The organism is Mucilaginibacter sp. P1_D10 (assembly GCF_056406215.1).
Window position 1 is genome coordinate 233,178 of record NZ_JBFUAP010000004.1, and the last position, 22,613, is coordinate 255,790.

General features: G+C 43.1%; 23 protein-coding genes. 13 read left to right on the forward strand and 10 right to left on the reverse strand.

The window, feature by feature from the left end; all coding sequences use genetic code 11:
* Positions 1-227 precede the first annotated feature (227 nt).
* Together AC1DYT_RS07800 and AC1DYT_RS07805 are read left to right on the forward strand one after the other, a co-directional pair.
* Positions 228-1,085 carry a sigma-70 family RNA polymerase sigma factor gene (locus AC1DYT_RS07800; protein WP_133227321.1) on the forward strand — a complete coding sequence of 286 codons (858 nt, stop codon included), beginning with the start codon at positions 228-230 and terminating at the stop codon, positions 1,083-1,085.
* A gap of 370 nt (positions 1,086-1,455) precedes the next feature.
* On the forward strand, positions 1,456-1,890 hold the full coding sequence (locus AC1DYT_RS07805) for a CBS domain-containing protein (RefSeq protein WP_477469069.1): 435 nt from the start codon (positions 1,456-1,458) through the stop codon (positions 1,888-1,890).
* Between the two features lie 11 nt (positions 1,891-1,901).
* On the opposite strand, the gene AC1DYT_RS07810 is transcribed toward AC1DYT_RS07805, so the two are convergent.
* Positions 1,902-4,145 carry a PAS domain-containing sensor histidine kinase gene (locus AC1DYT_RS07810; RefSeq protein WP_477469070.1) on the reverse strand — a complete coding sequence of 748 codons (2,244 nt, stop codon included), beginning with the start codon at positions 4,143-4,145 and terminating at the stop codon, positions 1,902-1,904.
* Between the two features lie 288 nt (positions 4,146-4,433).
* Between AC1DYT_RS07810 and AC1DYT_RS07815 the strand changes: the two genes are divergently transcribed.
* The 6 genes from AC1DYT_RS07815 to AC1DYT_RS07840 all read left to right on the forward strand — a co-directional run bounded on the left by AC1DYT_RS07815 (position 4,434) and on the right by AC1DYT_RS07840 (position 8,207).
* On the forward strand, positions 4,434-4,841 hold the full coding sequence (locus AC1DYT_RS07815; RefSeq protein ID WP_477469071.1) for a DoxX family membrane protein: 408 nt from the start codon (positions 4,434-4,436) through the stop codon (positions 4,839-4,841).
* 91 nt (positions 4,842-4,932) lie between these two features.
* Positions 4,933-5,292 (forward strand): hypothetical protein, encoded by a 360-nt coding sequence (locus AC1DYT_RS07820; protein WP_477469072.1) that lies wholly within the window; start codon positions 4,933-4,935, stop codon positions 5,290-5,292.
* Between the two features lie 187 nt (positions 5,293-5,479).
* Positions 5,480-6,259: a hypothetical protein gene (locus AC1DYT_RS07825; protein ID WP_477469073.1), complete on the forward strand. Its 780-nt coding sequence runs from the start codon at positions 5,480-5,482 to the stop codon at positions 6,257-6,259.
* A gap of 188 nt (positions 6,260-6,447) precedes the next feature.
* Positions 6,448-6,774 carry a hypothetical protein gene (locus AC1DYT_RS07830; RefSeq protein WP_477469074.1) on the forward strand — a complete coding sequence of 109 codons (327 nt, stop codon included), beginning with the start codon at positions 6,448-6,450 and terminating at the stop codon, positions 6,772-6,774.
* Between the two features lie 185 nt (positions 6,775-6,959).
* On the forward strand, positions 6,960-7,418 hold the full coding sequence (locus AC1DYT_RS07835) for a cold-shock protein (protein WP_477461161.1): 459 nt from the start codon (positions 6,960-6,962) through the stop codon (positions 7,416-7,418).
* Positions 7,419-7,505: 87 nt separating this feature from the next.
* Complete coding sequence (locus tag AC1DYT_RS07840) at positions 7,506-8,207, forward strand: RNA ligase family protein (RefSeq protein ID WP_477469075.1); 702 nt, start codon at positions 7,506-7,508, stop codon at positions 8,205-8,207.
* A gap of 10 nt (positions 8,208-8,217) precedes the next feature.
* Here the strand turns inward: AC1DYT_RS07840 and AC1DYT_RS07845 are convergent, their stop codons facing one another.
* On the reverse strand, positions 8,218-8,727 hold the full coding sequence (locus tag AC1DYT_RS07845) for a hypothetical protein (protein ID WP_477469076.1): 510 nt from the start codon (positions 8,725-8,727) through the stop codon (positions 8,218-8,220).
* 105 nt (positions 8,728-8,832) lie between these two features.
* Positions 8,833-9,246, reverse strand: coding sequence for a hypothetical protein (locus AC1DYT_RS07850; protein WP_477469077.1), 414 nt, complete (start codon positions 9,244-9,246; stop codon positions 8,833-8,835).
* Positions 9,247-9,422: 176 nt separating this feature from the next.
* Between AC1DYT_RS07850 and AC1DYT_RS07855 the strand changes: the two genes are divergently transcribed.
* Positions 9,423-10,199 carry a LuxR C-terminal-related transcriptional regulator gene (locus tag AC1DYT_RS07855; RefSeq protein WP_477469078.1) on the forward strand — a complete coding sequence of 259 codons (777 nt, stop codon included), beginning with the start codon at positions 9,423-9,425 and terminating at the stop codon, positions 10,197-10,199.
* Between the two features lie 92 nt (positions 10,200-10,291).
* Positions 10,292-12,067, forward strand: coding sequence for a hypothetical protein (locus AC1DYT_RS07860; RefSeq protein WP_477469079.1), 1,776 nt, complete (start codon positions 10,292-10,294; stop codon positions 12,065-12,067).
* 357 nt (positions 12,068-12,424) lie between these two features.
* On the opposite strand, the gene AC1DYT_RS07865 is transcribed toward AC1DYT_RS07860, so the two are convergent.
* From AC1DYT_RS07865 to AC1DYT_RS07880, 4 genes are all read right to left on the reverse strand, one after another.
* A complete protein-coding gene (locus tag AC1DYT_RS07865) occupies positions 12,425-13,567 on the reverse strand; it encodes a PAS domain S-box protein (RefSeq protein ID WP_477469080.1) in 1,143 nt (380 codons plus the stop codon).
* A 104-nt stretch (positions 13,568-13,671) separates the two neighbouring features.
* Positions 13,672-14,268 (reverse strand): DUF6436 domain-containing protein, encoded by a 597-nt coding sequence (locus AC1DYT_RS07870; protein WP_477469081.1) that lies wholly within the window; start codon positions 14,266-14,268, stop codon positions 13,672-13,674.
* Between the two features lie 584 nt (positions 14,269-14,852).
* A complete protein-coding gene (locus tag AC1DYT_RS07875; protein ID WP_477469082.1) occupies positions 14,853-15,380 on the reverse strand; it encodes a dihydrofolate reductase family protein in 528 nt (175 codons plus the stop codon).
* Between the two features lie 272 nt (positions 15,381-15,652).
* On the reverse strand, positions 15,653-16,087 hold the full coding sequence (locus AC1DYT_RS07880) for a hypothetical protein (RefSeq protein ID WP_477469083.1): 435 nt from the start codon (positions 16,085-16,087) through the stop codon (positions 15,653-15,655).
* A gap of 249 nt (positions 16,088-16,336) precedes the next feature.
* On the opposite strand from AC1DYT_RS07880, the gene AC1DYT_RS07885 reads away from it, so the two are divergent.
* From AC1DYT_RS07885 to AC1DYT_RS07895, 3 genes are all read left to right on the forward strand, one after another.
* Positions 16,337-16,651, forward strand: coding sequence for a hypothetical protein (locus AC1DYT_RS07885; protein WP_477469084.1), 315 nt, complete (start codon positions 16,337-16,339; stop codon positions 16,649-16,651).
* 109 nt (positions 16,652-16,760) lie between these two features.
* Positions 16,761-17,420, forward strand: a complete 660-nt coding sequence (locus AC1DYT_RS07890; protein ID WP_477469085.1) for a hypothetical protein — start codon at positions 16,761-16,763, stop codon at positions 17,418-17,420.
* 28 nt (positions 17,421-17,448) lie between these two features.
* Positions 17,449-17,937 (forward strand): hypothetical protein, encoded by a 489-nt coding sequence (locus tag AC1DYT_RS07895; RefSeq protein WP_477469086.1) that lies wholly within the window; start codon positions 17,449-17,451, stop codon positions 17,935-17,937.
* 592 nt (positions 17,938-18,529) lie between these two features.
* Here the strand turns inward: AC1DYT_RS07895 and AC1DYT_RS07900 are convergent.
* From AC1DYT_RS07900 to AC1DYT_RS07910, 3 genes are all read right to left on the reverse strand, one after another.
* Positions 18,530-20,059, reverse strand: coding sequence for a hypothetical protein (locus AC1DYT_RS07900; protein ID WP_477469087.1), 1,530 nt, complete (start codon positions 20,057-20,059; stop codon positions 18,530-18,532).
* A 221-nt stretch (positions 20,060-20,280) separates the two neighbouring features.
* The gene (locus AC1DYT_RS07905) at positions 20,281-22,050 is read right to left on the reverse strand and encodes a hypothetical protein (RefSeq protein WP_477469088.1); all 1,770 of its coding nucleotides are present in this window, start codon (positions 22,048-22,050) and stop codon (positions 20,281-20,283) included.
* A gap of 72 nt (positions 22,051-22,122) precedes the next feature.
* Positions 22,123-22,359 (reverse strand): helix-turn-helix domain-containing protein, encoded by a 237-nt coding sequence (locus AC1DYT_RS07910; protein WP_477469089.1) that lies wholly within the window; start codon positions 22,357-22,359, stop codon positions 22,123-22,125.
* Positions 22,360-22,613 lie beyond the last annotated feature (254 nt).

Here is a 22,613-nt window from a genome sequence, read left to right on the forward strand (position 1 = left end):
TGTTTTACACTGTGACTACATTTCTTTATGTATCTTTGCTGATTGATTTGGAGCAACGAAATACAAACACTTCTTAACTTGGGTTTATACACTAAACTTTACCAAAATTTTGCTCTTTTCGTGCATAAGCAATACTTATCTCCGGATCGTACCAATTTTTATCACGCTTTTTATTTTTAGTACCCCCGCCGGTTTACGAACCGGCCTAAACGGAACATTTTTTTTATATGAGACAGCTTAAGATATCACAATCGATTACCAACCGCGAATCACAATCACTGGATAAATACCTTACCGAGATTGGCAAGGTAGACCTTATTTCGGCACAGGAAGAGGTTATACTGGCGCAGAAGATACGCGAGGGCGATCAGGCGGCCCTTGAGCGATTGACAAAAACCAACCTGCGCTTCGTGGTATCGGTTGCAAAGCAATACCAAAACCAGGGCCTTACACTGGGCGACCTTATTAACGAGGGTAACCTGGGCCTGATAAAAGCTGCAAAGCGTTTCGACGAAACCAAGGGCTTCAAATTTATTTCATACGCCGTTTGGTGGATACGCCAGTCGATATTGTCGGCCGTTGCTGAGCAAAGCCGTATTGTGCGCTTGCCGCTTAACCAGATAGGCTCATTGAGCAAGATAAACCGCTCTGCATCAAAACTGGAGCAGGAATTGGAGCGCCAGCCTACACCGGAAGAACTGGCCGACGACCTGGAGACTACTACTGAGAAGATATCCGACTCGTTATCCAACTCGGCCCGCCAGGTATCTATGGATGCTCCGTTCATCACCGGCGAAGAAAATACTTTGCTGGATGTATTGCAAAGCGGCGACGCAGCGACTGACAGCGAACTGATGGCCGATTCGTTGAGCCAGGAGATAAAACGCTCGCTGAACATTTTAGCCGAGCGCGACAGGCAGGTTATCGTGTTGTTCTTCGGTTTGAACAATAACGCGCCGCACTCCCTGGAAGAAATAGGCGAGAAGTACAATCTTACCCGCGAACGCGTTCGCCAGATAAAAGATAAAGCCCTGATGCGCTTAAGGCAAAATTCAAAGGCTAACCTTTTGCAATCGTACTTGTAAGCATTAATTGCCTGATATTTGAACGCCCCGGTTTTAAACAAGCCGGGGCGTTTTGTTTTATATAGTTAAACGTCATTTTGTTTCAAGATCCCATCATATAAGTAGCTAATTGCTTACCCGCTTTCCACAATGGTGGCGTGCCATGCGGGGTCATCCTGAGCTTGTCGAAGGGCGCACGTAAAGGCCTGTCCGCAATGGCTCGACAAGCTCACCATGACCCATCGCGCAAACTTTGAATGGAGAATTGGGTCAGTATCCTGAGTTCTATTGCCCACCCCACCTTTATTATTTTATTTTAATAGGCTTAACCTTTTGTTTTTAACATACTTATTCGTAATTTCATAAACCCAATTATAAACCTGTATTTTTTATGAAAAGCGTAAAACACATCCTGGCCCGCAAGGGGAGTGCGGTTATTGCCGTGCCTACCGATACCACTGTATTGAATGTGCTTAAACTAATGGCCGAAAGGAATATCGGCTCGGTAGTGGTTACTGATAACGGCCAATATATAGGCCTGGTTACCGAACGCGATTACGCCCGTAAAATAATACTGATGGGCAAGCATTCCGACGAAACTACCGCCGGCGATATCATCAGCACTAATTTGCCGCGCATCACCCCAAAATCGTCTGTAGAGAGCTGCATGATCATCATGAGCGAGAACAACATTCGTTATCTGCCCGTTTTCGATGAGGAGGAGGATCTTTGTGGCATCATCTCCATCAACGATGTGGTGTACGAAACAATCCACTCGCAAAAGGAAACCATAGAGCAGTTGCACAGCTACATACAGTCTACCTAAAAAAAGCTGCCTTAACCGGTCATCAGCTGCTGCTGGGGTAAATTGATGATGAATTCCGTGCCTTTATTAAGCACGCTGGTAATGGCTATGGTACCGCCAAGGCTTTCTACCTGTGTCTTCACCATAAACAGGCCAATGCCCTTGCCCTCTACGCTGGTATCAAACCTTTTGTAAAGGCCGAATATCTCTTCGCTGTATTTGGAGGTATCTATGCCGCGGCCATTATCGCGGTAGATGATGGTGATTTTGTCGTTGGTTGTCTTGGCCGAAATCGCAATCTCCGGCTCGAGCACCGGATTGCGGTATTTGATACTGTTTAAGATAAGGTTGTAAAGGATGCTGTGGATAAAGCTCTTGAGCGATACGATCTCTGCGGTTTCGAAATCGGCGCGGATAGATACCTGTTCTTTTTCGATCAGGTGCCCGATGCTCAGTTTAATATCTTCCACCAGGCCAGGAAGCTTGATGCGTTCGATATGCTCGTTAGGCGTTTGGCTCATCTGCAGAACGCGGTTAAGATCAAGGATGATATCGTCGAGCTTATCTGCCGATCTGCTGATACTATCTACTATTTCGGCTATCTCGCTATTTTCCGTGCCCGAGCCCGATAACAGCGACGATAGCCCGATGATATTGGCTACGGGCGCGCGGAGGTTGTGCGATATGATGTACGTAAATTGTTCCAGCGTTTTATTGCGCTGCAGCAGGTCGGCCGTAATTTTTTCACGTTCAATCTCCAGCCTTTTCTTGTCGGTAACATCTTTTACGGTGTAGATGTAGCCAAAATCTTCGTATTGCTGGTCTTTGATGCCCGCCCAGGTAATATCGAACCATTTTGCCTGCCCATTAATGAGGCGACTCTCCTGGTGGTGCAGCACGCCGCCGTTGCGGGTGTTCTCTAATATCTCCAGCACAAAGGCATGATTCTCTGTGGGGATGCAATCCAACACCGCGCTACCTTCGGCAATTTCAAAGCCCGTTGTCACTTCAGACAGCTGTTGCGCCAGCGTATTGAAAGATACGATGTTGCCCTGCCCATCAATCAGCATACAGGCGGCATCTGTATTGTTGAAGATAGTGCGCAGGCTCGCTTCAGATTTGCGTATGGCGGCCTCATCCAGCTTTTGTTTGGTAATATCGCGCGAAAAGCAGGATAGGCCTATAACTTCCCCGCTCTCCCTGATGGGATTGATAGAATAGCTGAGGTACACCTTCTCGGGCCCAAAGGTGTATTCGTTAACGAATTGCTGCGTTTCTCCATCCAGCGCACGCTGGTATATGCTTTTCCATTTCCGGCCCACCTCCGCATCAAAACCGCTAATCATGTCCAGCGTACTCACTCCTGTAAAAATATCGAAGCCGTAAACATGCTTGATCGTGTTTTTGAAGAGTTGATTGTAAGTAATTATCTTCAGGTTGCGATCCAAAGAGTACACCAGATCGCTGGTGTTCTCTATAACAGCCGATAGGTTGGCCTCTGAATGCTTCAATGCGTTCTCGTGCGCCTTGCGGCCGGTTATATCGGTGAGCATGGCCAGCGAACCCGTGTAATTGCCACCGGCATCAAAAAGGCCGTTAGTGGCTACGATGCATTGTACGTGCGCACCGCTTTTAGTAACGAAGGTGCTTTCGTGCGTTTCTGTTTTGCCCAGCCTGCGTTGCTCCGCCCGGGCAATAATATCGTTGGGGTTATAGCCGTGCTTAAAATCGGAGTTGCGCCTGCCAATCATCTCTTCGGCGGAGTAGCCAAGCATATCACAGGTTTTTTTGTTCACGAAAACAGTAACCAGGTCCTGATCTAATATCCAGATACCTTCCTGCGCGGTTTCTACTATCTGGCGGTAGCTTTGCTCGGTAAGCTGTGGTTTTTTTGGGATGGTGGCGTCATTGGTGGCAGATAGTACGGCAGCAGGTAGCTTGTGTATATCCTGTTTTGGGATATAATCGCATGCGCCCTGTTTTACCAGGTTTACTATCTGCTGTGCATCGGTGCCTGCATAAGCCAGCACCATAAATGGGATGGCTGCGCTATATTGCTTTAACGCCGTTAATGCATCCGCAGCGCTCAATGCCGGCGAGGCATCGCTGGCTATAACCAGGTTGGGGGCGAAGCGGGATAATGCCTCCATGTAGCCGGGGCCGTTATCAACTACCTTTAGCTTAGCATCAATACCTGCTGCTATCAGCGTATCGGCCACCAATATGGCGGTGCCGGCGTTATGCTCCAGGTACAGTATTTTGATGGTTGCGCTCACTAATGGTATCCTTGAAAAAAATGTAGGCGGTACGGCAAAGCTTATTTACAATACTAAGTAAAATACAGCATAACGGAAACATTTTTGCTTTGGTTGCGACAATATGGGCATTTTACCAAATGATTGCCGTAACTACCTGAAAAAGAGTTGAAAATATTTGCATTTGTAAGAATAATTAATTGTAACTTCAATTACCAATTACAAACATCTTAAAAAAGGAGGCATCATATGAATATGGTCCAAAAAGTTGAACATTGGGGTGATCTTCATCATCCGAAATGGCTGGACATGGTACGGATTTTACTGGGGCTGATTATTTTTAGCAAGGGAGTGGTATTCATCAGCAGCACGGGCGTGCAGCAGGATTGGATCTTCCAGAACAAAACCTTCGATGGCTCGGGCCTGATGGCGGTGGTACTTATCCATATCGTTGCTTTTGCGCATGTGATAGGCGGCCTGCTCATCCTCACCGGCCTGCTTACGCGCATGGTAGCCGTGATGCAGATGCCCATACTATTAGGCGCTATATTTTTCGTGAATATTACCAAAGGGTTATCTTTCCTCAATACGGAATTATGGCTTTCAATAGTGGTTTTTTTGCTGCTGGTATTGTTTTGGGTGGTAGGATCGGGCAAGTTCTCGGCAGATGCCTGGATTGCCGAAACCAACGACCATCAGCACAGGCACAGGCATTAAGATTAGTTTTCATGTTTGCGAAACCCGGGTGCCGTACTGGCATCCGGGTTTTATTTTTTAATTTGCGTGACCATAGCCCAGCCTTTAAGCCATGAAACTATACACGCCCCTGTTGCTTTTATTATTTCTTTCTGTTGCGTGCAGGCAACCATCCGTGCCAGTAAAAACTAAAAGCCAGGTAACTGCTACCGCCCCGGCTATGCCCAAAGCCGCCGTTATCATTAAAATGCGCCAACCGCAAAATGCCTCTAAATGGTTCGATTCTCTCTCCGTAGTGTATAACAAAACCACCAGGAATGAATTGGTACGTAGTGCCGTAGCCGATAAGACGCTTAATGAAGAATGGCTCTTCGACCAGGAGATAAAGACTGATACCGCCAGCTATTACCGTTACCAGGTAGGGCACGATTTAACTGACGCCGAGGGCAAAAGGTTCATTACCGATGCCTGAATTTACGTAGATACCGTAAAAAGGCGATTTTATGAACAGGATGCGGATGAGAAACTGCTGGAGTGGAAGCCATAGATGCATTAACAGTATGTTAAAAATCAACCTGATAGCCCTAAATCCTTGCACGTTTTAGCACTAAACCGTATATTTAAGGCAGATTAAAAAGTATAACTAAACCCTTATCATCATGAAAAAACAATTATTTGCCGGCATCATCGCGCTAAGCACAATTGTGCTGGTTTACACGTCCTGCAAAAAAACATCAACGGACCCATCTACCAAAACCCTGGATGCTAAAACAGTAACCCAGGAGGTTGCAATTAACCTTGCGCAAACCTTTTACGGTGGCTTGGGCGGTTTCGATTTTAGCGACGGCCTGCATCCGCAGATAAACGCTGTGAGGCCTGGTTTCAAAAAAATCGTAATCAACACGGTAAACCCCGAGTGCGGGCTTAAACTGGATACCACGCTTAGTTACAGTGTCAGCATAGATACTGCGCAGCTTAGCATATCCGGCCGTTTTAAATTCGCTACCACCTGCATCAACAACAATGTAAGCGGCCTTACTTTTTACGATAGCCTGCTGGTATCAATGATAACGCCATCCTTAAGCGCTAAATACCGCATAGGGCAAAACCTGGTTATTACCAGCCTCAGCCCAAGCAACCCTGATTCGGAGATATCTTTCGGCGGCACCATGAATATGCAGACCGATTTGGAGTTTAAAACCGGCGCTAAACCTAAAGCGAGCACGGCTTTTTACTATAAGCTTACGTCGCTCATCATCGACCCAACCGACGGCGGCCAGATAAAAGGCGGCAGCGCGGTATTCAAAACCACCGGCAGCACCCCCAAGGGCAAGTGGGATTACACAGGCACTATCCTGTTCATGGGCAATAATAAAGTAAAAATCACCATCAACGGCGCAACTTACACGGTTGATATCGAAACCGGGCAAATCGTTTAAACCGCAGCTTTATAATATAACAGAGCCTTTCCTGCTAAAACAGGAAGGGCTTTTTGCTTTCAACAATAATCCGCTGCTGGTGTCGCCCCAACCAGAAAAAAATAAAGGAGTATTGCAAAAATAATTTGCAATACCTATATTTATCATGCCTGCCCGCACATTGCGTGCGGCCAAAAACCTTTATCACAATGGAACAAACAGAAACAACCCAACAAGCAATCAACCAAATGTATGAGTATGCCGCAAACCTGTTTATAGGCGGCAAAAATGCCTACGAAGTAAAAGAAGCATTAATGGAGCGCGGACTTAACGAGGATTCGGCCACGGCCATAACGGATGGCCTTGAACAGGAAATAGCCAAAGCCAAAAAAGACAAAGCCCAAAAAGACATGCTGTACGGCGCGCTATGGTGCGTAGGCGGCATCGCGCTTACCGTGGCCAATGTGGGCTTTATATTTTGGGGCGCGATAGTTTTCGGCGCAATTCAGTTTTTTAGGGGGCTGGCGAGTTTGTAGGGGAGATTATTAATTAGATTGGCGCCGACTTGCCCTTGCTTTGCATACTCGTAATGCGCGGCGGGAGGCGTAATATAAACCGGGCAAATCAGTCGCAAAGTAGCTAATATGAACTGAACGTATCGATTAAGTAAAAAAATACAGACGTTGCAATCATTATTATAAAATCGTAGTATCTTTGTAGTATGGGTAGATCAACTGAAACATTCAGTAAAAAAGAACGAGAGAAAAAAAAATCGATCAAGTTAAAAGACAAAAAAGAAAAGGCCGAAGAGCGCAAAGCGAACGGATCTAAGGGCAAATCGTTGGACGATATGATGGCCTACATCGATGAGGATGGCAATATCACCTCAACGCCGCCGGATCCTAACAAACGCCGCAAGATAGTTGCTGAGGATATACAAATCAGCATTCCTAAGCAAGCCGAACTAACCGAAGCGGATAAAATACGTACCGGATCGGTAACCATGTTTAATAGCTCAAAAGGTTTTGGCTTCATCAGAGACCACGTAACGCAGGAAAGCATTTTTGTGCACGTAAACGGCCTGACCGAAGAAGTAAAAGAAAACGATAAAGTAACCTTCGAAACCGAACAGGGACAAAAAGGGCTTAACGCGGTAAACGTAAAGAAAGCACCTAAATAGGTGGCGCGATTACGCCTGCCTGAGCAACAAAACAACTCAATGTTTTGATTGATAGGCCACTAAACCGGGCGGTATGATATTGACAATATGAAACCGCTCGGAATAAAAAGTTACGGCTCAATACCACACCTTTCCACTTCTAAATTAGGCCCGGGCGATTACCACTGCCATGCCGGGCAGGAAAGGATATGCATCATAAAAACGCGCGACAAAAACGATCTCATCATCGTTCAGGAAAAGCTGGACGGCGGTAACGTGGGCATAGCAAAGCTGGATGGAAAAATACTTGCTCTAACCCGGGCCGGATACCTGGCCGATACTTCTCCTTATGAAACACACCGTTTTTTTAACGAATGGGTACAGGCAAACGCCGTCAGGTTTGCCCGCTTGCTTAACGAGGGCGAGCGAGTTTGCGGCGAGTGGTTGATGCATGCCGTTGGCACACGTTATAATTTACCGCACGAACCTTTCGTGGCTTTCGATATCATGACGGGCGCCACGCGGGAAAGCTATTTCACGGTAATAGAAAGGCTTAATCAAGTTGGGTTGACTTATCCAAACACCATACACATAGGCAGTGCAATTTCGGTAGAAGATGCCATGGCCCGCTTAGGAAACGGCAAACATGGGGCGATAGACAAGGTTGAGGGCGTGATTTATCGTGTGGAGCGAAACGGCAAAGTAGATTTCCTGACGAAACACGTACGCCACGATAAAGAGAACGGGATATATTTCCCCGAACAAAATAATGGAGTGTTGATTACGAATGGGTATCTTCCCGGAAACTGAATTTCGCCTGTTAAAACCAGCTTTTGAGTTTACCTGTCATCTTATCCTCTTCCGGTAGCACAGTTTTGCCGGATATCAACTCTTCAATTCCCGCAGCAATCTCGTCAGCTACAGCTTGGTGTCGCATTAAAATAATAATCCAGTTACCGCCACACAGCCATAGAAACGCCGCTATACCTACCCACCAGGGGCCGCCACTTACCAATGCAAAAACACCCATCGCTGTAGACATTATCGATGTGCCGATAAATAGCTTAAGCATATTAATCTGATAGTCGAGAAGCCAGCTGGCGTCCTTATAAATTAAATTGAAGGTGCCGTTATCTACACTACCAAATAGTGAGCCCCTCCAACTGGATGTTGAGCCTCTATAATTCACAGCCATGGTTCCTATAGTAACGTTGTCTGCTTTGTCTTGCGAGAGGCTTTCCGCTATATATCGTAATATCCGCTCCTTGTTATCGGGTGTTATCATGAAATTTAAACGCCTGTTAAAGTGAACAGAAAAAGGGAAAATCATTATCAAAAAGTTTATAATAACAGATAATTATACCAGGTTTGTTTAACAGCGTAAAATTGCAAAGGCTCACAAGCCACATAAAGAAACGTCTATCGCTTTCAGCCATTAATACTTGCTTAAACTACCCTCTCCCTGCACGGCCCATGCTTCATTATCGCCACTGTCTTTTTCGTTGACCACCTGCCGCGACCATACCAGGCTTAAATTGCTGCCGGAGACGTAAGAAAGCATAAAGGTTTGGGTTTCTGTCCAAACGCCGCCGGAGCTCATCCACGAAAATTCAAAGTTATTCTTGTGCGCAAATTTGCGTGTAATAGCGGGGCTTGTTGCCCGCCATTCCGATGCATCAGCATTCCAGAAATATTGCGTCACCTCATCGTCGCTGATTTTGATCCTTATCTTGAGCGTAGAGCCGCTTTTGGTGATAACGCTGCCGCGCCAGTCGCCGTCGAACTTGCTTTGTGCATAAACGCCATAGGATATGAACAGGAAAATAATAAGTGCGTAGAGTTTTTTCATTGCTTTAAGGGTTGAGGGCTAACGTTGAATCTAATTTAACCAAATATCAAAAAAATACGATTGGTGCCGGGAATATTTTTTTGGAAATAAGCACGCCTGGGAGAGCGCAATGCGGCATAGGGGGTGTATTATTTGCGAAAATATAATATATTTAAATCCATAAATAGCCTTATCCGATGTCGAACCAACAATCACAAATTTATCTTAGCGCAAAAAGAATATGGAGTACAGTGGTCAAGGAAGACCCGACACATCCGTACGAACTGAAGTTAGAACTCGAGCTTCATAAGCGATTACTAAACCTCTTTCAGCCAGGGCATTACTACTATTATGTATTTAATATTTTTCAAGCTGAGTTTGATATGGTTAGCCCGGGCATTACCAATGTATTGGGCTACATGCCCGAAGAAATGAGCATTCCTTTTTTTCTGGAAATATTGCACCCCGACGATAAGCCTTACTTTTTGCAGTTTGAACAGCGCATTACAGAATTTTTTATCGACCTGCCGTTTGATAAGATACAAAATTACAAGATGCAGTACGATTTTAGGATGCGTACCCGCGACGGGCGGTATATAAGGCTATTGCACCAGGCTGTGCAGGTAGATTATGATGAAACCAACTACTACCGTACGCTGAGCGTGGATACCGATATTACGCACCTAAAACCAGAGGGCACGCCAAACTTTTCTATTATAGGGTTGGATGGAGAACCATCCTACTATAACATCGCCGAAGCTAATGCGCTCACAAAATCGTTTGATTTGTTTACGCGTAGGGAACGTGCCGTTTTAAAGATGATTGTAGAGAACAAAAGCAGCAAGGAAATAGCCGATGAGTTATTTGTAAGCAGGCATACCGTAAACGCCCACCGGAAGAATATACTGCGGAAAGCCAATGCAAAAACAGCGGTAGAACTGGTGAGCAAAGCTATACACGAAGGCTGGTTATAAGGCGCATAAAAATAGCTATCTGTAGCTATTTTTTTTGTGCCGTAAGCACCTGAAGTTTGTAGGAGCCCCATCACAATTAAAACCTCCTCGCAATGAAAAAAATTTACTTTTTATTTATTATCCTATTAGTTACAACCTATTCTTTCGGGCAAAAAAGGGGCGATGGCAAAACAAACTGGAGTGGCTCAAGCCAGGCAGAGTGTTTTACCAATTTAAGCTTTTCCTACAAATCTCAAGGATACGAACCGTCGGTAAGTGCTTATGCGTATAACTGGCGAATTGAAAACCGGTCGTCTAAAAGAGTATCGTTCACCATAAAGCCTTATATTATTTCTGCTACGGGCTACAAAGAACTGATGCTTGACGGGCTTTTTACACTCGACCCGGGAGAAACTTACACACACACTACGGGGTACAACAAAGTATTGCCTCAAGGCAGTTCGGCGGAGTTTTATATCTACGCTTACAGTGAGGGAAAAAACGGCCCGTCTTATGAGTGTAGAGGCGGCCAGAAAGTTTGTGTAAATTGCGATGGTAACGCTTCTACGCAGAGTAATTCACAAACCAATAGTTCAAATTCTGGCGTAAACGGTAATTCGCTACCCGGCGGTAACAGCATCGATGCGCAAATAAGTGCACAATTCCAAAAGAAGGATGATTTGTGTGCACAACTATCAGAAACTACCACCAGATCTTCTATCTGCACCAAAACCCCGGCAGATTATATGACCGGCCTAACCGGTACCGATAGCCAGATAAACAACCGGAAATACACCATTCTGGCTGATATAAAAGCAGATATTTATCAACTGGAATCACTGGTTCGCGAGGCTTCTGCTCAACAAACAGCAGCCAATACCAAACAGCGGGAAGACCAGGACAAACAGAAAAGATTTGATAACTTCATTACTCAGGGCGATAACTCTTTAAGTAGCAAAAACTACGATGCTGCACTGAGTTATTATTCGCAGGCGCAGAATATAGCCCCAAACGACGGGCAAAAAAGCATAGCCAAACAAAAATATGATCAGGCAGCCGAGGCCAAACGCACCGCTGCAAGGGCAACCCGCGTAGCAGATGTACAGCGAAAAGATAACACCGAAGATGCAACCTATGCAGCGGCTGCGGGTTCGGCAGTAGCAGCTATGTCGATGCTAAATGATGGGTACACGCACAAGGGTTTTTCTACCAAGTTTCAGGTGGGTGTGGGTTATGACCAAACGCCTATGATAACCAACCAAAACAATGGCAATGCGGCTTTGGGCTCTTATGCCGATAAGGGATCTTATCCAACTGTTGAGATTGGGTTAAAATTTGAAATTTTAAACAATGCACCTGTTAACTTTAATTTGAGGGGGATATTTACGGCAGGGCTACACGCATTCGAACCCGGTGTTACCGGGGTGCATACCGTAACCGGCGGAGAGGGCGGCATACAATTCTGGTACAAAACAGATACCAAATTCAAGCTGTTTGCAGATTTTGGCTGGTATGAGAGGATAGGCGAAAGAAAGCGGGACCAGGATGCAGTAAACAACGGCACATCAGCCACAGATGACGTTAGGGAAGGCAAATACAGATATACCGTAATGCGCCTGGGCTTTGGGCCGATGCTGCATTTTAGAAGAAACGGCAAAGAAACCTGGATAAAACCGGGGGTGTATTTTGATAAGCTCTCCTTCGCCAAAGCAGATAAGCCTACAAAGGTGTTTTCGCTAACAACCAATATAGCAAGCGCGCTCATAATTGAGGCAACATACAGCCAAAACTACCCGGTAGCCGGCACTATCAATTATCCTACAACGTTTAGCGCGGCTAAACAAAATTATTTCTCAATCAGATTGATCAGGCAAGGGAATCTTTTTTAAGTAATAGATACTGGTAGATTGCTTGATGTGTAAATAACAGCATTGCCCGGGCGGCTATGCAACGTTGGGGGTGTACTCGTGGCTTATTGCGGTTTCATTAGTCACGAGTACGCCAACCAACTTTTTATTACTGTGTTTTTAAAACTCGTAGCTTCTTTTTTTAGATCGGGGACTTTTTGAAGTTGTCATCAGCAACCTGCAATTTGTTTTAAGCAGAGGCAGTTGAAATAAGTGTACCTGGGCATGATAAATAAGGTACAAATGCACAATTCTTTATTGAGGATGATATCGTTAACGAGGTTGCCTGCTGAAAAGGTGAATATATAACCGGTGAAGGGGAGGGCAAGAGGATGGGGATTAACTGTTTATTTCTACCATGCCTATTTTATCGGTAATGGTACCTATCACCTGGTCCAGTTCGTGGGTTGATACTAAAAGATAATCAAGCATTTTCTCCCTTTCCTTTTTATTTTCACTGGCATCCCTGATAAGCGGTGCCAGCCCCATGATCCTGGCGAGGGGCGCCCTGATGACATGAGACTGTATCCAGGAAATTTCCTTCAATTTTTCGTTCTGGTCTTCAATAGCTTTGATATACACCAGTCTTTCGGTGATATCGTTCGCAATAATCACTTTTGCGGGCTTTCCTTTATATTCAATAAAATTAGCCAGTACATCTACCTGAATGATATGCCCGTCCTTTTTTTTGTGCCTTAAAATTCCCACTGCATTCGTTTTCCCTGTCAGCCGGTCATTTTCCAATGATTTTTCCATTTCCGCAATGTCTTCGGCAAGGTTAATATCCCTAAGCGTCATGCCCAGGAACTCTTTCCTGCTGTAGCCGTAATACTGGGTCGTTGCCTCATTTACATCCAGGAATTGTAAGGAATCCAGGTCGAACACGAGCATGGGCATAGGGCTTAAATGAAACAATTCACTATACTTTTTTTCGGAAGCCGCGCGTTCCTGTGCAAGCTGGGCTTCCTTTTGCAGTTCGCCCATTTGTATCGTCTGGAGTAAATAGATATTGTTAAATTTTTTTAGCTGATAGGCCCACAAGCCGCAGATGAAGAATATGACGGCTGCCAGCAGGATATGGATAATGAACGTTTGAAGAGCGAAATAATCCAACTGGGTAAAATAAATTTCCTTTAATCCGGTATTTTGCAAATAGCCGAAGACGGCATGATGGACGAGTACCACCACCGTGACAGGTATCTGCAACTTCCATTTCTGATACGTGATGAGCAGGACGCTGCCTATAAAAGCAAAAAAATGCATCTCGAAGAGGCCGTGCATCTGGTAAATGTACTGGGCCATAAAAATACCAAGCACCACGCTAAGCACATACTGGTAGAGGTCCGACTCTGGCAGTAACAATTTGGTGGAGTAATAAGCCAGTAAGCAAAGCCCTCCAATACCAAAGGCAATTAGCCAGGTTTCGTAAAATACAGCTAATACCAGTCCGATAATAAAGTAACCGGTCAGGAAATAATTCATCAAACGGTCAGACCTCTCCCGAACATCGGAAATCAGTGTCCGGTTTAGGTTATCCGGTAAAGTAGTCGGTAGGGGCATGTGTATAATCTTAAATGGGATAAAACTTAATTTTCGCAACCCGGCAAACTACAGCCATAAGATTGCAGCGCCAGCGGACTAAAAACCAGACCGGCCTGAGCCCTTAACAAGCCGTTTAGGGCGATCTTCGCATAACTGGTTTTTTCGTCTGTGCAGTAACGGCTACTGTTATAGTTGCCGCGATAATATAAATGATGTGTCTTATCCAGGATAACGGCTTGTGGAGTAGAATAAACGCCGCAGGTTGTGGCAATAGCCTGGTCGAACAAAATGGGAATATTCAGGTCAAATTTATCCTGTACTTCATCGGCAGTAAATTTTTTTGTGCTCATCACCACCACCATGAAATTTACATCGTGCCCGTGTTGGCGAACCAGGGATTTGAATTGAGGTATGTTAAACCGGGAGCAGGGGCAGTCGGGATTAAAAAAATGCAGAAACACGGGTTTGCGCTTATCCTGCTTCAGCGAGGCATTGAACACGATCAATTTGCCGGGCTTAGCGGGCCGGTAACCTATGGGCACCGGGGTGGGTAACTGGTATTTCCAGTCGTTGTACCAGAACAATGCTCCCGCTGCACAAAGCAGCAGCGACAGCCAGATTATGACTATGCTTTTTCTCATTTATTTTAATCAGGGGTAGTTCTTACTGGAATTTTCCGGCAAAAACTACCCCAACATAATCATTTTTTTTGTTTTTATCAAAACCTTACATGGAATAATTGTATTTAAGACGGTTTTTAACTTTACCTTAAATGGCATTTGCCATTGACTTAATTAATGAGAAATTAGGCTACCTAATGTGCAGATAATGGGCCTTCATTGGTCTTATGGCCAACGAACCACGATGCTTGTAGATGAGGCGTTCCGTTCACGCAGGGTCTCCCGGCAGAGGACGCTGCGGTTTTAGCATCGTAATAAATTTATATACATGAAAAGCCGCGAAACGTCTATACCTTGTGGACCAAACGGCCATCCGAAAGGCTATTCATCGAAGTTGATTACATCCGTGTGCCGCATGGTCCTCTATCGAGAGACCCGGCGGGGACGTAATGTTTGTAATAGGCGCGAACAGGTGTGGCGGGTATCCCGTAATTAAGTGCATCCGTTAACACCAACAACGGTGGAGAATAATGCCGATGATATGACTGCCTGCCCAAATTGCGGCAATGCTATGTTAGCGGTTCGTTGTTATTTTCAGGCATTTATTATCGACTTGAATAATGCAATAACACTGTTCCGCAAGGAAATGATTTACATTCTTTCAATGTTAATTGCAAATTGCTATTGATGAAATTCAAAATTGGTTCTTCGCTATTACTGGCAAGCGGATTTACAAGTAAATAGTATTCGTCTACTAATTTGTGTCCGATTAAAGATGATACGAATTTATTACCGCCATAAACAATGATGTCTTCCCCTTTATTTTCTTTCAATTGTTTTATTTCTTCTGCAATATCGCCACTTATGATAGTAACATTATCCCACTGATTGCCCTTAAGTGTATTTGAAAAAATGTCCTTGTGAATATCATTAATTGGCTTTCCCATTCTACTATTAATATCATTGGGATCAGGATTCCCGGCTACATCCTTCCAATACGGAATAAAACCTTCAGCGGTGATTCGTCCGAGTAAGATACTGTCCACATTTTTAAGGTTGTCAATGCAAAAGCTTATCATATCATCATCCCAACTTATTCCCTCAAAATTCATTTGAACTTTTAATTTTCTCATGGCGGTTTAATTTTAATTGTTTATAACGGTACAAAGGACTAGAATATAATTAAAAGCGGTGTGAACCAAAAGCGACAAAATAGGAGGGTGGTTACGACCGGGATATTTTATACTTCCCGCCTTCGTTGGTCTTGTGACCAACGAACCACGATGCTTGTGGTGATGCATTAACCGATAAGCCGCAATGCTTGTAAATATGCACTAACCATGTGGTGGGTATCCCGTAAAGTAAGTGCATCCAGTGGGGACACTTACGGCGACGAGCGTTTATATCACGCAATATTGATCACATGCCTTTGGTACACCGCCCACCAGTCGTCGATTTTAGCGGCATCTTCAATAACTTCAGGATATTCACCAAATAATATATCGGTTGAAATAGCCAAATCGGATTTATATTTAACAAACTCTATTTGATCGTTACGCAGATCGTTGGCTTTTATTAAATAGGTTTCGTTTACTTCACTTAATCTGATTAGTTCAGATAGCCTACTCCAGTGCTGCGTAAAGGAATCTGTTTTAATGATATTTTGTAACTCATCGTAACCTTGCAAGTATTTTATGTCTACACATAAATATATCTTTTGATCGTTTTCTGTATTTTTTGACAAAATACAGCAGTAGTATATTCTATCATCGCTGTCAAAACAGAATGCTTTTAATATATTATCGTACCAGTCAATCGTTATTTCTTTGGTGAATTTCATACTTGTGTTTTGGTGGGTAAATAGGTTTAATAAATTATTGAACCAAGGGCGAGTTAACTCGACCGCTAAGAATGCAGCGTAGGGAAGTAGCCGGGCGTACTCACGATTTTATTATTCCTCGTACATGCTAAAGTAGAGGATAGTTCGATCTCTTGCAAACAATTAGACCGGAGTTCGCATATTCGCACTAATTAAGGCCTGTTTGCTAAACTTGTTGCTAATATTATTTCTTTCTTGATTGAAAAATAAATGACATTACTTACCGTAAAAAAGGCAAGATTATTAATTTTAATATTACTTGTCCTTTGTATCTTTTATGGTACATACACCCAGTACGAACGAGCCAGGGCTTTAGGTTCCTATGATATCATAACTGCTCGTGTCACAGGTCGTGGCCCAACGAGGCAAGGAGTATTTATATATCTTAAATACAGATACCACGATAAAGAAATAGAAAATTACATTTCTATTTCTAAAGATACTTTGAAAGTAGGTGATGAAGTTATCATTCGAGTGTCTAAAATTAGTCCGTCAGAATATATTGAGCTTGTTGGTCGGAAATGATTTACTTTGGCGCGATTATGCAGTGCGGGGAAGGAGGTTACCCGCCCAGATGGCATTTGTTTACGGCATCTGCCATTCATTTAATTGATGAGACATTAAGCACGCTGTTATGCAGATAATCTTTACCACAAGACATTTTTATCCTGATGAGTTGCAGTTGCTGACGACGATGAGCAATCAAAAGGAAAAGCAACAGGGCAGCAGAATAAAATTCTATCACTTTGTAATGGCTGCATTTTTGGGAGCAGGCTCTGCTTATTTGGCTTCTATCCCTCCGGATAGCTTTTGGACTTTCCTGTTCGGCACAATCGCTGTCTTCTCTTTTGGATTTATTGTTTTTGTACCTTACGAATTATATAAACTGAAAAAAAGTAGCCCGCTTTTTTTGCAACAAATAGACACCTACATTGACAAAGGGACGGTTGACGCCTGCGTTGTTAATGCCACCAGCATCGCTGTCGCAAGGGAATACGAAGATGAGGGAGACCTGTTTATAATAGAATACGATACAAATAAAGTACTCTATTTATGGGATAACGACTACAATTTGCGAAAGACGTTTCCTTGCCTGCAATTTGAGATATATGAGGAGAGTTTCTCTAAACTCTTCGGCAGACAGGTATATCCCTTAAGCGAACGTATAAGTCCATTGGTAATTCACAAAACAGCCAAATGGAATTACATGAAAAAAAATGGTGTTCCCGGGCATTTGGAAACCGAAAACAAAAACCTGGATGAGTTAATTGCGGCGTTTAACAATTGTACTTAGTATATTGCCTTTGCAGCTTAGATACCATATGAAAGTAACCCTTGTTTTTGTGCTAATCTTTTTTTCGTTTGCGGGTTACGCGCAGGTTACGTCGGGTTTAAAATTCGATAGTATCGAAACCAACTTCAAATACGCGGCAACCACCCGTAACCTGGACTACTACGCCGAAAATGGTAAAGCTGATGTACATAATAATTTAGCCTCAGCGTATCAAATTGGCGTTTTTGATAAGATACCTGATGCCGAACTTAAAACGTTAGCAGCTAAATTGGTGCATGATTATGAACGGGATGGATTTAAGTTTTTAGATAAATCTGTAACGGAGACGGAGATAAGCGGTTACAAGGCTTTCGTAATAGAATCCAAAATCAAGAACAAAAGTCGCATTGGTATAACTTACCAGGCCATGTTAATAGGGGAGAAGGCGTACGTTTTTTTCAGAGGCGTTGCATATAAGGACCTGGATAAATATCTAACAAAATATAAAAACACTGTGGCGTCTGTTGAAGTTCCCTGAAGGGGCTTGATGTTTCTACCTGAAATTACTGCCGGATATATTAACCGCTACAAAACGACTCCCGGCTGTATCTCTCCTCATCGTCATTGCGAGGAACGAAGCAATCCCCCGGCAGGACTGGTCGGCGATTTGCGGGGCGCTACCTTGCATACGGGCCACAAGTGAGGACACTTGCGGCAGCGGGGGACTATATACCTGTTAGACCATGCTATGCTATAATGGTGGAAATTCTTTTTTTCTTTTTTTTAACTTGATAAATGCAAACACTAACAGGATAAATCCGACCGCCTGTATAATATCCTTATAGATGTTTTGATACTGTGGAAACCAATTAGGTATTACTAAAAGAACTAAGCCTACTCCAAAGTTTGATTTATTGTGAATTTTCATTTGAGTATTAAAATCAAATTATTTCTTTCCGTCTTCGTTGTCCTTGTGACCAACGATCCACGATGCTTGTAGATGGTGTGTTAACCGATAAGCCGCAATGCTTGTAATGCGCACTAATGGGTGTGTGGGCTAAGCACTCAATTTGCCCTATCAGCTCTCCTGCCGCGAAATAATGCGCACTGCTGGGAAGACTACTAGTTTTTTAATAGTCTTTAGACAGTGATTTTTTAGCGAAATCAAAACAACGGTAACTAACCGGCAGTTTGTAAATATTTCGGAGCAGTTTCAGGTATGCGACAACCCGGTCATCAGGTTTCGTATCCCCAATAATAATTAATTTTTTTGCCTTGTGCGAAGATGGGAAATGCGCGTACTCGAGTATTTGTCCTAAGGCTTTACGGATACACATTTTGGGATCGTCGGTCTTGATTTCGAAATAGTGCCAGTCTCCGTTTGATTTAACAGCACTTAAATCGACCCTGCCTTTTTCAAAGTAAACATTTTTATATTCTTTACTTGCCTTTAGTGTTGCATGAATTTCGTTTTGCATTTCATTATGATAGGGAGAATATTCACCATCATATGCCATTTTTCGTTTGACCTTGCGTGTGGATTTGGCGTTGCCCTCATTTTCATCTGGTTCTTCTAGCGTAACCTCGTCAAAAATCAATGGCCCTTTTTGTGATAGCAGATTAAAACGATTATTCGTAATATTCGGATCATTAATACTGATTCGCAACAGTTCGTCCGGTTGCACAACATTCGCAAACTTGAATTTTACGTTAAAAAATATTTCTGTAGGTGTACTTTTAAATTGTTCTGCATCTGCTCCTACGAAAGCAACATCGTCCACCATATTTTTGAGCCACCCTTTTTTGACATATTCTCCGTAAGCCCATAATCCTTCTTCGACACTGATAGGTTCGGCATTAATAATTGTGCCAACATAGTATTGCGCATTCCCGGTCGCTGTATAAAGCGAAATATTAAGTTGCTTCCCGACATGGCGGTCTGTTTCTAAGTTCAGTGCCTGAATAAAGGAATAATGGCAGCCGTTTAAAGGCTTTGAGCGGTCAAATAACCATTCCTCGTGGCCGTAACCCGAACCAGCTTCGAAGTTCCCTTGGGTTGTAGATTTTCCGTCATAACCAGATGGGAATTTCCAGCCATTAGAGTTCCAAACCAACTTAGTAACTTTGTTTTTGATGCCGTAACTAATTTGAGCTTTTCGGCGGTCAATGACTTTTTGATTGTATTTCACAAAATAATCCTGATTCAGCGATTTGAAATCAGTTGGTTTTCGCATTGCGAGTAATCGATCCACAATCGGTTTGAACTCATATATCATATAATTGATATGAACAATTGGATCGATTCCGGGTAAATCTTTGAACCATTTGTTTTTGTTAGCACTTTTAGTTAAACCGGGTACTAACGAGGCCAGCTCGGTCAAAAAAGGCACTATATTCGGATTCCCTTGAGCGGATAATTCAATATAACCTTCTTTTTTCCAGTTGATGCAGAAGCCGACTATATGAACTCGTTCTTTCCAATCGACGCCATCCCAAAAGCTCAAGTTTAAATAGCCCTGATTACCCAAAAACCAATAACCTTGATCCAAACGGCCATCGTTGTTGATTTTGCGAGGGGCAAATACAAAAGTTGGATCATTTTTCCTTAGTGAGATAAAATAATCGAGGATCTTTTCAGATTGTCTTAAAATGAAGTTCATGTAATAAGGTTTTGTCGCTTAAGTTACTTAAATCCTTCCATAAATCAGGTTGTGGTAATAGGTTTCGACACTCTGAATTAACCAATCCACGATCCTGTAGATGATGCGTTAATCCGATATTCCGCAATGCTTGTAAATACGCGCAAATAGGTGTGGCGACTAACCGCTCATTTTAGTGCATCCGTGTGTTATTGGTGACAACAACAACAACAACGGCGAAATCAATATGGCCATAATGCTGACCCTATTTCTTCCAGAACTGGGGTCTTCAAAAATGGGCTCGGTTCAATTAAGCTGACATTGCCTTCAACATGAGGATGAATAACGCTTTTAAGTATTTTCATAGTCTCTTTTCCAATACGATAACGGTCCGGTGCTTGATTGTAAATAGAAATGAATTCATGTTTTTCGGATAGATACTCTCTGTACTTTTCTCCATATTTATGTTTCATCATTTTTTCAACAGAAAGTTCTTTAGTTTTAAGCGTTGAATCTGTTATCCATTCACTTATATGCTCTATGCTTAAGTTAGGATACAGATAATTTATATGTGCCGCATTGAGAAAATAAGACTCGATGTCTGTGCCTTGCGTTATAAATGGATTGGCGCCTAATGCCATTATTTTATCTTTTACCTTATCTATTTCATTTATCGCCAAGTAATCACTATCTCGATGGATTATAAAAATTATATCCGACTTGATTTTTCTTATAGTTCCCAAAGTAAGCGGCAACAAATCTAATTTAGTGCAATTATCATAAGACATTATAGTAATTCCTTCGGTATCGAAGCCGTTAGCCATCAAGAGAACCTGTAACATGTCGGTATGCTTGTCTTCTGACAGTACCACGCATTTCGACGATACCAGACTCTTTAAATTATTTATAGCTGTAAGCTTTGTGATATATTCATCTAACAAAAGCTGTTGCATGTCCAGGGTGAAAGCGTCCATTTGAGGCGGTTTGAAGTTTTTAATGGGTGGAAGTAAATTAAAGCCGCCGCTCAAATGGATTTTCACGTTTTCAGTTCCGTCTCTGCCCAAGATAACAACCTTGATTTCTGCAGCCCCGCTTATGCGCAACGCCATATATGTAAGATAATCGTCGCTTAGTACAAAATATCCATCCCGCCAGTATACAACCACCCCCTGATTTTTGAAGTCGCGAAGTAAACGCCTTGCTTCATTGATTTCATAAAAAGGAATCATAAAGCAAGCATCAAAGCTGTATGGCGTGATTAGTTCGGGTTTAACAAATGCGATGTGGCATTGAATTTCTTCACGGTAAAGTTGTTGTATCAACGTAATATATTTAGGGTCTTCGGGGCCAAGTGTTCGAAATTTCAACTGCCCCTTTTTGTCTTTTTCAACCCCTTTTTTCATACTTACAAAATAATCTAAGTAAAAATTTGAAACATAGTTCATCACCTGCATTGCAATTCGCAAAGTGAAATCACTAGCCCAATCTGTGTCATCTTTCCCAGAGGTTAAAGGTTTACCCTCTACGCTAAAATAACTAAATGCTGGCTCGGGAAACCGCTGACTCGTCCTTATTTCGCATAACGTTACGCCTCCAATAAATTCACCCTCGACCAGCGTAGCTATTTCGTAGAAGTGCCCTTCTAGTCCTGCTAATTGGTGGCATTTGATATAAACGCCTATCGGCTGGTTTTCTAGATAACCATTTACTTCATAAAACATCGGCTGGCTTATTGGATTCTCATCCAACTCCTTAAAAACTTGGTTGATATTAAATTCCTTATCAAGGTCAGAATAGTCCAGAACGGCATATCTTGCATTTGTTAATATGTAGTTAGACAGGTCTAGCACAATAGGATTATCTTTATACCGCTTTTCAAAATAGCTGATTAGTTTGCCGGGTGTTGGTATAACGTTTTCCGCACCGCTTACAGTTTTGAAAATGCTCAGTTTGAGGCGGCCCAACAGCGCTGCTTTAAAATTATGAAGTAATGCAGGATTAATTTTATTCATCGTGATGAAAGCTAGTCGCGTAACTTTTTATCCAAATATAACTAATCCGGTCAACGGTGGACGAAATCCTACTCATCTCATAATCCCCTCCCTCTTCATCTCCCTAAACACATTAGTTTGCGGGCATCCTAATTCCGATGCTATCTGCCTTATGCTTCGCCCCTGGGCGTGCAGTTGTATAATTTGCTCGCCGATAGTTTGGCGCTGCATGGCTGTTGGGCTGAGCAGGTGAGGGGCTTCACTGCGCTGGCCGTCAAACGCAAAGTGGAGGGAGCTGCCTTCTTTAACAATTCGGCAAAACTTAACCATGCCTGCGCTAAATGCCGGCCCGCCGCTGCGCTGCTTTACCTGTTTAAGGTAACGTGGGCGCTGCTCATGAAAATTTAATTATAATGCAAGTTAGCCAAATACAGGCTGGCAAATGGTGGCGCTATTTTGTCAGTTAGCTGGTTTTTAGCGATACACACCGCAGGTGTCCCACCCTGAAAAAAGCAATTTTTATTAATTTACATAATTAGCTTAATATGAATAATTTACATGGATTACCTAAACAACAGGGATGT